Origin of the sequence: Methanothrix harundinacea 6Ac (genome assembly GCF_000235565.1) — an archaeon.
Taxonomy (GTDB): domain Archaea; phylum Halobacteriota; class Methanosarcinia; order Methanotrichales; family Methanotrichaceae; genus Methanocrinis; species Methanocrinis harundinaceus.
The window spans coordinates 2,435,581-2,447,272 of the sequence record NC_017527.1 but is presented as its reverse complement, the minus strand read 5'-3'; the positions used below and the strand labels follow the sequence as shown (position 1 = coordinate 2,447,272).

The window sequence follows — 11,692 nt, the reverse complement described above, 5'->3', positions numbered from 1 at the left end:
GAGGTGAGGCGGACCTTCAGTCCGCCTCGGGCTTAGTATAGTCCTGCCGGAGGGTCAGGACGGAGAAGTAGCCTGTTCCTACAAAGCTCTCCTCGACGGCGTCCGGCCCGTGTTGTGGCAGAAGCACCATCTCGCCGTCTTTATGCTCCGTTGCCACGATCCAGAGCCCCGGCTCGGGGACGGCGAGGAGGACGACTCCATCCTCGTCGGTGACCCCTTTCCCCACGGATGGGTTTGCGGTCGTCGCAAGCCTGACCTCCAGACCTGCCGCCGGCTCTCCATCGAAGAGGACGAGGAACCTGAAGTCGCCGGTGCCGAGGGCGGTTATGTTCTCCAGGGGGACGATCTCAAGCCGCTGGCCGATGGGGACGGAGGCGGAGGCGAAGTCGGCGTTCTCCGCCACTATGAAGAGCTTCGAGAACTTCACCAGGTCTTCGTAGGCCTCGGCGATGTACCAGTCGGGGTCCCAGCCGCTGGTCTCGACCTCATCCCAGGCGATCTCGTCGTATCCGTCCATCTCCTCATCCGGGGCGCCGAATTTCGTCCGCACGAAGGTCAGGGGGCCCTCGTGCTGCTCACCCGTCGCGACGTAGAGGCCGGGGCTTTCTACATCGAAGTCGGTTCGGTAGTAGGGGCCGTTCGTCGCCGTCGTCTCGTCGAGGTCGAAGGACCGATCGTACCCACCGGGGCCGGTCACCCTGATGGATATATCCCCTGGCGGCGGCGCCATGGGGACGAAGGAGTGGCCTTCGGTCATCTGGACGAGGGCGAGATCCCCCTCGCTCGCCCAACCGCTGGTGGTCATAAGCCATGTATCGTGGGCATGCCCACCAGCGATGGCGAAGGCCAGGAGGAGGCAGACCGCCAATATTCTGTTCATTCAAAACACCCGTAGACCTTTATTAATACTAGATACTTAAATGCTCTCACTGGATGATCAGAAAAATAATATTAGCAGGCACGATATCCCCATATCGGTGGTGAGGTGCCTGTACCTTTTAAGGGGGGTATCCCCCCAAAGAAGGTCTCTTCAGTATCCAGTGGATATATAGTCGGATCTGAGGGTTAGAGCCGCCCGAAAGACCGGACCTACGTAGCTCTTCTCCGCGGAGAGGGGTCCCCTCGGGAGGTCCACCGCCTCCACGATCCTCGGGTCCATCTTGGTGTCCGCCCTGACTATCCACTCCGTCAGCTCTGACGCCTCGTCGTTGAGGTTGAGGGTGAACTTACCCTCGGCGTCGGTGACGCTCTCCACCGGGGTGTCGTCCCCCACCTTCATCGCCCAGACGTCGATCCCGGAGATCGGCTCTCCCTGGAAGAGGAGCTGGAAGGCGAAGTCGCCCTTGCCGACGGTGGAGATGTCGTCGAGGGGCACGATCTCCAGCTCCTGGCCGACGGCCTCGTTCGCCTTCGATAGGTCGGCTTCTTCACCGACGGCGACGAAGGCCTTGGCGTAGCAGTTCTTCGGGTAGGATCTGGCTACATACCAGTCGTCGGCCCAGCCGGTCTTGTTGAGGGAGTCGAAGTCGATGTCGTAGGCGTAGGCGTGCTCCCAGAAGCTCCCGTTCGGAGGGTTGGTCACGATGTTCGTCCAGGAGCCCTCGGAGTGGTAGACGTCGACGACGTAAAGTCCGGCCTCCTCGGGGACGAAGCTGTATATATCCCAGAATCCGGAGATCTCGCCCATGCCGTCGAGGACGGCCTCCTCCGCCGGGCCGATGACGGTGACGTTCACGATCCCCTCGGGGAGCTCGGTGTTGGCGGTGGCGTGGCCGCTCCCCAGGGGCAGGTACACCACATCCCCGGGGCTCGCCCACCCGGATATCGGTCGGATATACGTCTCGTGGCCGCTCGCCCCCATGGCCAGGGCGAGGACCAGCATCGTCAGATATAATGCGATCCGTCTCAAGCTATCACCGGAGACGATTCGGTAATACTAGTATATGATTATTATCATCAATTGCTACGAATGATGTAGAAATGGAGAAAGGTTGGGGGTGGGATCGAGATCCCCGGAGGGAGAGGGTGGTCCAAGCACCGCCCGACCTTCAGGCGGTGATCTTGGACTTGGCGATGTACCTGATCAGGTCGGGGGCGAGCCGCGTCTTCCTCTGGATGGCGGCGGAGGCGTCCTCGATGGACTCGCCCTGCTTGATGAGGTTTCCGATCTCCTCGATAGCCTCCTCGTCGACGACGTAGTACTCGTCGATGTCCTTCCGGTGGCCCCAGACGTCCCCCTCCAAAAGGTCGATCCCCTGCATCTCCAGGAAGAGCTTGATCGCCTTGGACATCGTCTTGTGATAGGAGGGCGGCACCTGGACGGCCCGGAGGCGGGGGCAGCTCCTCATCAGGTCGAGGAAGTCTACGTTGGAGGGCCTGAAGGCCAGGTGGACGATCCTCTCGTTCGGGTTCAGTTCAGCGATCTCGTCTTTTGAGCTGACAACTCTAATTCTCATCACAATTCACCTCAACAAATACTAAGATGTGAATCTTAGTATTAATAGCTAATTGTGTTGTATACTAACGTCCAGATGGAACTTATGTAGCCGATATGGGGCTCCAGGCATCCCCTCCGGGTGGACGGATCATACCTTTCCGACCCGAAGAGATCCCGGCCTGGGTTCCGATCTTGTGGGATTAAAGGATCCGGTCGCTCCGAGGACTTTCAAAGCCTTTTCTCCTTCGGCCGCCCCCCCCGGCGTCGGAGGTCAGAGATAAGGAGGAGAAGGAGAAGGGGCGGGTGGAGATGCGGCAGTTGGAGAAGAGGGATCGGTCTTGGAAGGGCAGAGCTGCCGCGGGAAGGGTCCAGGGGCCGCCTGAGGTTTCAGGCGGTGATCTTGGACCTGGCGATGTACTTGATCAGGTCGGCGGAGAGCTTCGTCTTCCTCTGGATGGCGGCGGCCGCCTCCTCGAGGCTCTCCCCCTCCCGGATCAGGCTCCCGATCTCCTCGATCGGCTCCTCGTCGACGATGTAGTACTCGTCGATGTCCTTTCGGTGGCCCCAGACGTCCCCCTCCAGGAGGGTGATCCCCTGCATCTCCAGAAAGAGCCTTATCGCCCTGGAGAGGGTCTTGTGGTAGGAGGGCGGGACCTGGATCGTCCGGAGGCGGGGGCAGACCCTGATCAGTTCGAGGAAGTCTACATTGGAGGGCCTGAAGGCCAGGTGGACGTTCCTCTCGTTCGGACCGAGCTTCGTTATCTCGTCTTTTGAGCTGACTACTCTTATCTTCATGGTCTTTCACCTTTACAATTGCATGGATGTGATCTAAGTACTTATAGCTACTTGCGATGTATAGTAACGTCCAGATCTGTTCCCGGGTCGTCAGAAGGGTAGCTGTAAGGCATGTGATCCGTGATAACATCTGTCATACTATCTAGAAAAATGGGATACATCCGGCCCGGCCTTCCCCGACCAAAATAGGACCGTCGCCCCGGACCCCCTCGGGCGGTCCGGGCGGGGGGAGGCATGGGGCTCGCCCTTTGGATGCCCCTTCCGGGTTTCAGGCGGAGATCTTCGACCTGGCGATGTACCTGATCAGGTCGGGGGCGAGCCTCGTCCTCTTCGTGATCTCCTCGGCCGCCTCCTCGGCGGTCGCCCCCCGCGAGATCATCGCCTCGATCTCCCCGATCGTCTCCTCGCTGACGACGTAGTACTCGTCGATGTCCTTTCGGTGACCCCAGACGTCCCCCTCCAGGAGGCTGATCCCCTGCATATCGAGGAAGACCTGGATCGCCTGGGAGATCGTCCTCCGGTAGGAGGGCGGGACCTGGATCGCCCGGAGGCGGGGGCACCTCTTCATCAGGGTGAGGAAGTCGACGTTCGAAGCCCGGAAGGCGAGATGGACGATCCTCTCGTTCGGGTTCAGCTCTGGTATCTCCTTCTTTGAGCTAACAACTCTCAGTTTCATGACCTTTCACCTCAACATTTGCCCCGATGTAAGCCCCTTATTAATAGACGCTGGTATAGCCCCGGCGGCCTCCGATGGACCCTCCGGCGGAAGGGGCGCCCTCGGATCCGCGGCAAGGGCCGCGATTCAAATATGGGACCGAGGTGGGGGCAGAGGTGGATCGAGATCCCCCTCCCCAGGGTACCGAAAAACCGGAGGTGATGGGGGAGGGGCCCGTCCAGCTCAGACCGTCACCTTGGATTTGGCGATGTACTTGATCAGGTCGGGGGCGAGCCTCGTCCTCTTCGTGATCTCCTCGGCCGCCTCCTCGACGGTCGCGCCCCCCGAGATCATCGCCTCGATCTCCCCGATCGTCTCCTCCTCGATCAGGAAGTACTCGTCGATGTCCTTTCGGTGGCCCCAGACGTCCCCCTCCAGAAGGTCGATCCCCTGCATCTCCAGGAAGAGCTTGATCGCCTTCGACATCGTCTTGTGGTAGGAGGGGGGGACCTGGATCGCCCGGAGGCGGGGGCATATCTTCATCAGGTTGAGAAAGTCGACGTTGGATGCCCTGAAGGCCAGATGGACTATCCTCTCGTTCGGGTTCAGGTTTGGTATCTCATTTTTTGAGCTAACAACTCTAACTCGCATGAACCATCACGGTTGGCGAGATGAAAACAAAATACTAATAGACACTTGTGGAGTACACTACTGTCTACGCCCTTCCCCGGCGACCCCCGCCCCGGAAGATGCTTCGAGATTCTCTCCTTCAGGGGCGGATCTCCGCCCCCTCTCAAGCTAATATTTTGCGGCGCAGATCCCCGCCCCGGGGATAGAACTTCGCATAACAATTCTGCTAAGCTTCATAACCAATTGAGAGTTCGCCCCCCTCAGCCCCCCGCCCCCGGGCCTTCAAAATAATCGCCGAGGCTCGGGGGTCCAGGTCCCAAAGCCCGCTCCCCCCCCACCAAGTTTAAATAACTTCTAATAATCTCTCCCCGGAGAAGTGGTCCAGGCTGGTAATCCTTATGAACGTTGACGAGATAGTCCGATGGGTTCTCAGTGCGGATCGGCGCCTCCTCTTGATGAGGTCGATCCGGAATTCCAGGGTGGTTAAGGCATCGGAAGTGGCTCGAAGTACTGATCGATCGATCCAGAATATAAGCAGGGCGATAAAGGAGTGCGAAGAGCAGAAACTGGTGGAGTGCATAACCCCCGAGAAGCACACATGGAAGAAGTACATGCTCACCGACCAGGGGCATCACGTTTTGAGAGAGCTAGAAAAACACAAGATGATCTGAATTAGATGGATGGTTGATCTCATGGGTAAAGTAAGGATAACAGAAACGGTCTTCAGAGATGCTCATCAGTCACTTCTTGCCACCAGGATGAGAACACGGGACATGCTCCCGATAGCAGAGAAGCTCGACGAGGTGGGCTTCTTCTCCATGGAGGTCTGGGGTGGCGCCACCTTCGACTCATGTATCAGATACCTGAACGAAGACCCCTGGGAGAGGCTCCGGGCCCTGAAGCTCGCCATGCCCAACACCCCCCTCCAGATGCTCCTTCGGGGCCAGAACCTGGTCGGCTACCGCCACTACGCCGACGACATCGTCGTCAAGTTCGTCGAGAGGGCGGCGAAGAACGGGGTCGACGTATTCAGGATCTTCGACGCCGTCAACGACATCCGAAATATGACCGTCGCCATCAAGGCCGCCAAAGATATGGACGCCCACGTCCAGGGCTGCGTCTGCTACACCACAAGCCCCGTCCATTCGATAGAGCAGTTCACCAAGATGGCGGTGGAGCTCGCCGACCTCGGCTGCGACTCCCTCTGCATCAAGGACATGGCCGGCCTCATCCTCCCCCACGACGCCTACGATCTCGTGGCGTCGATGAAAGAGGAGACCTCCATCCCCGTCGATCTCCACTCCCACTGCACCAGCGGGATGGCTCCCATGAGCTTCCTCTTCGGCTGCGAGGCGGGGGTGGACATCCTCGACACCGCCATATCCCCCCTCGGCTGGGGAACCTCTCACCCGCCAACAGAGTCGATCGTCGCGGCCCTGGAGGGGACCCCCTACGAGACCGGCCTCGACCTGAAGCTCCTCACCGAGATCAAGAGGTACTTCGAGAAGCTGATGGAGGTCTACGCCCCCCTCTTCAACCCCATAGCCGCCCGGGTCGACAGCAACGTCCTCGTCTACCAGGTCCCGGGCGGGATGCTCTCAAACCTCGTCTCCCAGCTCGTCGAGCAGAAGGCCCTCGACAAGTACGACGAGGTCCTCGCCGAGTTCCCCAGGGTTAGGGAGGATCTCGGCTACCCGCCCCTCGTCACCCCCACCAGCCAGATCGTCGGAAGCCAGGCGGTCCTCAACGTCCTCACCGGCGAGAGGTACAAGGCCGTCCCCAAGGAGGTGAAGGACTACGTCAAGGGGCTCTACGGCCGGTCCCCGGGGGAGATCAACCCCAAGATCAGGGCCGAGATCCTGGAGGACGAGGAGCCGATCACCGTCCGCCCCGCGGACCTGATACCACCCGAGTACGAGAAGATGAAGGCCGAGGCGGAAGGGAAGGGGCTCGTCAGGAGGGAGGAGGACGTCCTCACCTACGCCCTGTATCCCCAGGTGGCGGAGAAGTTCCTCAAGGGGGAGGCGAAAGAGGAGGTCCTCAAGAAGGCTCTCCCTGCAGATCTCCAGACAGGGGCCATCGGTGGAAAGCCCGCGGCCTTCAACGTCGAGGTGGACGGGGAGTCCTACCTCGTCAAGGTCGCTCCGGCGGGGATCTCCATCGAGGCGGTGGAGCCGAAGGCGCCCAAGGACGGGGTGACGGTCCCGATGCAGGGGGTCATAATCCGCTACCTGATCAAGAAGGGCGACAAGGTCTCCAAGGGGGACGCCGTAGCCGTCCTCGAAGCGATGAAGATGGAGAACAAAGTCTCCGCCAACAAGGACGGCGTCGTGGCGGAGATCTACGCCGAGGTGGGCGCCACCGTCGCGCCGGGCGACATATTGATGTCCATCGACTGAGATCCTCGGCCAGGTTCGGATTAAAAGGAAGGATCAGCGGATGTCGGTCAAAAGGGAACAGGTGCTCATCGAGGCTCTCCCCTACCTGCGGGAGTTCTACGACTCGATCATGGTGATCAAGATAGGCGGGTCGATCATGTCCGATAGGGAGGTGCTGGACACCTTCGTCCAGGACCTCGTCCTCCTCCGGTACGTCGGGATCCATCCCGTCGTCGTCCACGGCGGCGGCCCCGAGATCTCCGAGAAGATGGCCCGGTTCGGGAAGAAGTCCGTCTTCGTCGGGGGCCTGCGGGTCACCGACGAGGAGACCCTGGAGATCGCGAGGATGGTCCTCCTGGGGAACATCAACTCCAGCCTCGTCTCCCTCATCGGAAAGCACGGCGGAAAAGGGATCGGCCTCTCCGGCAAAGACGGCCAGCTGATCGTGGCGCGGAAGAAGGCGCCGATCGTCGTCGCCGGGGAGGAGGCGCCCATAGACCTCGGCTGGGTCGGGGAGGTCGTGAGGGTCAACCCCGAGATCATCATGATCACCGCCGGGAAGGGGTACATCCCGGTGATTTCCCCCATAGCCGTCGACGGCGAGGGAAACAACCTCAACGTCAACGCCGACACCGCCGCCGGGGTGATCGCGATAGCCCTGGGCGCAAAAAAGCTCATCTCCGTCACCGACGTCGAGGGGGTGAAGCTGCGGCCCGAGGACCCCAACACCGTCATCTCAAGTTTTCGCATATCCGACTTCAGGAGGATGGTCGACGAGAAGGTGATCACCGGAGGGATGATCCCCAAGGTGGAGGCCTGTGTCCGGGCCGTGGAGGGCGGGGTCCAGTCCGCCCACATCGTCGACGGCAGAAGGCCTCACGCCCTCCTTCTGGAGCTCTTCACAGACACCGGCGTCGGGACGATGATCGAGAGGGGATGAGCCCTCTCGGTCGGGACTATTTTCTTCCTTACCGTCCAAACCTATCAGCAGCTAATTCCATCGGATTTGGGATTGTAGGTTGAGACAGGCCTGGAGGTCTTCAGAGGCGAGGCCAGGATAGTTTCGCAGGATCTCCAGTTCAGACCATCCCTGGGCGAGAAGGTCGATTATGAATTCGACGGCCAGGCGCGTGCCTTTGATCACGGGCTTGCCTGCGAGGATTGCAGGATCGATCACGATGCGATCTTGCCAGATCATCTCTTATCACCGACCAAGCTATTGGATCTTCATCTTATCTAAATAAATGGTTTCGACTATTTGGGAAGAGTTACTTTTCTCTCTGGATCATGCTATTCTGAGGAAAGGGAGGATGGTCGTAAGTGGTGGCGTAGCATGACGGTCATCGAGGTCGTTGGAGTGAGAAAGGGCAAGGTCAGGATTCAAAACGCCTCACCTCCTTTCGTAGCTCTTCTCCAGGCTGCGTGAGTATGATGATCTATAGGGTCTGAGCCTCCCTCTTCGGTCGGACATGTATTCTTCCGGTCAACTCTTCTGCTCTTTCCCCTTCCCCGCCTGCTCCTGATACCTGATCCATTTTGAGTGCTCCGTGGAGATCAGGGCCTCTACCCTCTCGGCGAAGAGGGAATCGGGGTTTGGATTTTCGGGATCTTTGTACGGCCCGGCCTTGGCAAGCCAGAGGTACTTCTCTCGCTTGAGCCCCTCTGCGGTGGAGCGATAGTTCGTCCAGTTCTGCTGGAACTGGAAGAGCCCCTGCACCGACTCTAGGACGACAATTATCACCCCCAATCCGCCGATGAGGAGTGGATCTGGCATCAATCCCGCGGCGAAGGGTATGAGGGCGGCGGCGACGATCTCGATCACTTTGAGCCCCCTGAAGCATATCTGGCTCTGTCTGCTATGGTCTTCGTACCATTTGAGCTGTTCATTGAACCGGTCTAGGGTCGGATTATCTGAGGTCATGATCTCACCACCGGGATAAACGAGATGATCTCAATGCCTGTGGGATCTGCAACCTTAAAATTATTTTGTCAGCGAACATCTCACATGAGCTGCCGCCAATGTTAAGTTGATTTGAAGACGATTATCCCAAGAGAAGCGCGAGAAGAGGTGCTATATCATGAACTTCATCGAGATCATTGTGGATGGGAAGGGCTCCGCCCGAGCGGAGATCGACGGCCGTAACCCCCGGACCGCTGCGGAGATCATGGAGCGGCTCCCCCAGGAGGCGAGGGCCCAGCTCTGGGGGGAAGAGGTCTACTTCTCTCTTCCTTTCAGCCTTGCCGACGAGAACCCGTCCCCCTCGTCGGAGGCGGGGGACGTCTCCTTCTGGACCCCGGGCTCGGCCTTCTGCATCTTCTTCGGGAGGACCCAGCCCTACTCGGCGGTCAACACCATCGGGAGGATCGTCTCCGGCATCGACGTATTCCCCAGGGTCGAGGAGGGGGACAGGATCATCTTGCGGAAGGGGGAGGGTTGAGCCGGAGCCTCGCCCTCGCCGCTGCGGCGCGTTCTCATGATCAGAGGAAGATTAGAGGAAGATTAGAGGAAGATTAATAGTGAAGACGGCGGATACATTCCGCGAAGTTCATAGAAGGATGATCTGACCAGGATGGTCTTAGCAGGATCTTGAGGTGAACGAGATGACGAAGGTATTGGTAGTCTACCATTCTCGAAGCGGGAACACCGCCAGGATGGCGGCGGCGGTCGCCGAGGGCGCGAAGGAAGGAGGGGCGGATGTGGTAATGAAGAAGGTCGAAGAGGCGGCCTTGGAGGACCTGACCGGAGCCGACGGGATCGTCCTCGGGGCCCCCACCTACTTCGGGACCCTCTCCGCCGAGATGAAGGGCTTCATCGACGGGTCGGTCCGGGTCCGGGGCCGCCTCGAGGATAAAATCGGCGCGGCCTTCACCTCCTCGGGGAGCCCCACCGGCGGAAACGAGACGACGCTCCTGTCGATGATCCAGGGGATGCTGATCCACGGGATGGTGATCGTCGGCGACCCCCTGGAGACCGGTGGCCATTACGGCGCCGTCGCCGTGGGGGCCCCCGACGCCTCGGCCCTGATCGCCTGCCGGAAGCTCGGCGAGCGGGTGGCAAGGCTGGCGAAATCCATCGCCTCGGCCTGATGGGAAGTCGCGAGATGACCCGCCCCATGGATCAGCTGCTGGATACGGCCGAGAAGATCAGGTCGATGGAGATCCGGGGGGCGGCCCTCATCGGGAGGGCCGCGGCCGGGGCGCTGAAGGAGTTCGCCCTCGCCATCGACCCCTCCGGGATCGAGGAGTTCAACGCCCAGGTGGACATGGCTGCCGACATTCTGCTCAATACCAGGCCTACGGCGGTCTCGCTATCCAACGCCATCAGGATGGTGATGCGGTACCGCGGGGATGAGGTGGAGTCGGCCCGAACCTCCCTGGCGAAGAACGCCGACGGCTTCGTCGAGCGGTCCCTGATGGCCGTCGAGCGGATCGGGGAGATCGGGTCCCGGAGGGTCCGGGACGGCGACGTGATCCTCACCCACTGCAACTCCTCGGTGGCGCTATCCATCATCAAGACCGCCTTCGACGCCGGCAAGGACGTCAAAGTCATCGCCACCGAGTCCCGGCCGAGGTACCAGGGCCACCTGACGGTCAAGACCCTGGACGGCTGGGGGATCGAGACGGAGCTGGTCGTCGACTCGGCGGTGAGGTCGGTGATCAACGAGGTGGACGAGGTGATCGTAGGCGCCGACGTGGTGACCGCCAGCGGCTCTCTCGTCAACAAGATAGGGACCGCCGCCATCGCCCTCGCCGCTCACGAGGCGAGGACGAGCTTCATGGTGGCGGCGGAGACCTACAAGTTCAGCCCCGAGACGCTGATGGGGGAGCTCGTCCCCATCGAGGAGAGGGCGGCCGAGGAGGTCTACCCCGGCATATCTGAGCTGAAGCACGTCCGGGTGAGGAACCCCGCCTTCGACGTCACCCCCCACCAGTACATCGACGTAATCTGCACCGAGGTGGGGGCGATCCCGCCGGAGATGAGCTACCTCGTCATCAAGGAGATGCTCGGCTGGGAGATGGAGGGGAGGGTCCCCTGACCCCCTCTCCTCCCTCCTCGCCTGGGACCCCTATCAAGACCGTCTCAGCCTCTCCTCCCCCGCCCCCTGAGGTGGAGGGCCACCGCCATCGCCCCCAGGGCGGCCGGGACCCCGAGCCCCGGCGTCCCCTCCGCCTCCTGGGGTTTTTCGGTAGGTGCCTCCCCCTCCTCCCGGACGATGGGGCAGGCCGGGTACTCCTCGGGGAGTTCGTCCCTCTCACCTTCCGTCCTGGGGACCCCGGCCTCGGAGACGATCACCTGGACGGGGGTCCACTCCGGGGGCGCTCCCGCCGCCACGATCCCCACCTCGAAGGAGTAGTTCCCCGGCGGGACGTCCCCCGCCTCGACCCTCAGCTGGCAGTCGAACTCCCGCCTCGTACCGGAGTCGACCCACTTGGTGCATCGGGGACCGACGATCGATAGCCCCTCGGGGATGTTCCTGAAGATCAGCCCCGCATAGCCGCTCTGGCTCCCCAGATTCTGGATGAAGACGGTGAACTCCGCATCTTCCCCGGGGCTGACCCGGACGGCGGGGACCTCGACTATCTTGAAGAAGACCGACGCCTCCGCCTCTCCGGCGATGAGGAGGAGGAGGAGAAGGGCAGCAAAAGCTCCTTTCATGCTCTTTTATCCGCTGACCATGATTAAGCTCCTTTCGGGCGGATATGAGAAGGAGAGGGCGGACCTGAAGGACAAAAAATTGTGGAGATCTTCGGCCTCCCTGCCGGGAGGCGGTAGACCCCCTTGGAGCTTCCTGAAGA

At 60.8% G+C, this 11,692-nt stretch carries 15 protein-coding genes; 6 read left to right on the top strand and 9 right to left on the bottom strand.

Going from position 1 to position 11,692, the window contains the following annotated elements; all coding sequences use genetic code 11:
- Positions 1-16 precede the first annotated feature (16 nt).
- The 6 genes from MHAR_RS11615 to MHAR_RS11590 form a co-directional block, all read right to left on the bottom strand.
- On the bottom strand, positions 17-880 hold the full coding sequence (locus MHAR_RS11615; protein WP_014587813.1) for a DUF4198 domain-containing protein: 864 nt from the start codon (positions 878-880) through the stop codon (positions 17-19).
- Between the two features lie 150 nt (positions 881-1,030).
- Complete coding sequence (locus MHAR_RS11610; RefSeq protein WP_014587812.1) at positions 1,031-1,909, bottom strand: DUF4198 domain-containing protein; 879 nt, start codon at positions 1,907-1,909, stop codon at positions 1,031-1,033.
- Between the two features lie 139 nt (positions 1,910-2,048).
- Positions 2,049-2,456, bottom strand: a complete 408-nt coding sequence (locus MHAR_RS11605) for a DUF1699 family protein (RefSeq protein ID WP_014587811.1) — start codon at positions 2,454-2,456, stop codon at positions 2,049-2,051.
- Between the two features lie 368 nt (positions 2,457-2,824).
- Positions 2,825-3,232: a DUF1699 family protein gene (locus MHAR_RS11600; protein ID WP_014587810.1), complete on the bottom strand. Its 408-nt coding sequence runs from the start codon at positions 3,230-3,232 to the stop codon at positions 2,825-2,827.
- Between the two features lie 268 nt (positions 3,233-3,500).
- Positions 3,501-3,908: a DUF1699 family protein gene (locus MHAR_RS11595; protein WP_014587809.1), complete on the bottom strand. Its 408-nt coding sequence runs from the start codon at positions 3,906-3,908 to the stop codon at positions 3,501-3,503.
- 222 nt (positions 3,909-4,130) lie between these two features.
- Positions 4,131-4,538 carry a DUF1699 family protein gene (locus tag MHAR_RS11590; protein ID WP_014587808.1) on the bottom strand — a complete coding sequence of 136 codons (408 nt, stop codon included), beginning with the start codon at positions 4,536-4,538 and terminating at the stop codon, positions 4,131-4,133.
- 476 nt (positions 4,539-5,014) lie between these two features.
- Here MHAR_RS11590 and MHAR_RS13990 point away from each other — a divergent pair, with 476 nt between their 5' ends.
- From MHAR_RS13990 to argB, 3 genes are read left to right on the top strand one after another with little or no spacing between them, the layout of a single operon-like run.
- Positions 5,015-5,188 carry a hypothetical protein gene (locus MHAR_RS13990; RefSeq protein ID WP_228369566.1) on the top strand — a complete coding sequence of 58 codons (174 nt, stop codon included), beginning with the start codon at positions 5,015-5,017 and terminating at the stop codon, positions 5,186-5,188.
- A 21-nt stretch (positions 5,189-5,209) separates the two neighbouring features.
- A complete protein-coding gene (gene oadA / locus MHAR_RS11580; RefSeq protein ID WP_048145100.1) occupies positions 5,210-6,916 on the top strand; it encodes a sodium-extruding oxaloacetate decarboxylase subunit alpha in 1,707 nt (568 codons plus the stop codon).
- Positions 6,917-6,956: 40 nt separating this feature from the next.
- The gene (gene argB, locus MHAR_RS11575) at positions 6,957-7,835 is read left to right on the top strand and encodes an acetylglutamate kinase (protein WP_014587805.1); all 879 of its coding nucleotides are present in this window, start codon (positions 6,957-6,959) and stop codon (positions 7,833-7,835) included.
- Between the two features lie 51 nt (positions 7,836-7,886).
- Here the strand turns inward: argB and MHAR_RS11570 are convergent, their stop codons facing one another.
- Both MHAR_RS11570 and MHAR_RS11565 read right to left on the bottom strand, forming a co-directional pair.
- The gene (locus tag MHAR_RS11570) at positions 7,887-8,093 is read right to left on the bottom strand and encodes a DUF433 domain-containing protein (RefSeq protein WP_014587804.1); all 207 of its coding nucleotides are present in this window, start codon (positions 8,091-8,093) and stop codon (positions 7,887-7,889) included.
- Positions 8,094-8,378: 285 nt separating this feature from the next.
- Complete coding sequence (locus tag MHAR_RS11565; RefSeq protein ID WP_014587803.1) at positions 8,379-8,816, bottom strand: DUF4231 domain-containing protein; 438 nt, start codon at positions 8,814-8,816, stop codon at positions 8,379-8,381.
- Positions 8,817-8,973: 157 nt separating this feature from the next.
- Here MHAR_RS11565 and MHAR_RS11560 point away from each other — a divergent pair, with 157 nt between their 5' ends.
- The 3 genes from MHAR_RS11560 to MHAR_RS11550 all read left to right on the top strand — a co-directional run bounded on the left by MHAR_RS11560 (position 8,974) and on the right by MHAR_RS11550 (position 10,932).
- Positions 8,974-9,333, top strand: a complete 360-nt coding sequence (locus MHAR_RS11560) for a cyclophilin-like fold protein (protein WP_014587802.1) — start codon at positions 8,974-8,976, stop codon at positions 9,331-9,333.
- 163 nt (positions 9,334-9,496) lie between these two features.
- The gene (locus MHAR_RS11555) at positions 9,497-9,982 is read left to right on the top strand and encodes a flavodoxin family protein (protein ID WP_048145098.1); all 486 of its coding nucleotides are present in this window, start codon (positions 9,497-9,499) and stop codon (positions 9,980-9,982) included.
- Between the two features lie 26 nt (positions 9,983-10,008).
- The gene (locus MHAR_RS11550; RefSeq protein WP_014587800.1) at positions 10,009-10,932 is read left to right on the top strand and encodes a ribose 1,5-bisphosphate isomerase; all 924 of its coding nucleotides are present in this window, start codon (positions 10,009-10,011) and stop codon (positions 10,930-10,932) included.
- Between the two features lie 44 nt (positions 10,933-10,976).
- Here the strand turns inward: MHAR_RS11550 and MHAR_RS11545 are convergent, their stop codons facing one another.
- Positions 10,977-11,552, bottom strand: coding sequence for a COG1470 family protein (locus MHAR_RS11545; RefSeq protein WP_014587799.1), 576 nt, complete (start codon positions 11,550-11,552; stop codon positions 10,977-10,979).
- Between the last annotated feature and the right edge of the window lie 140 nt (positions 11,553-11,692).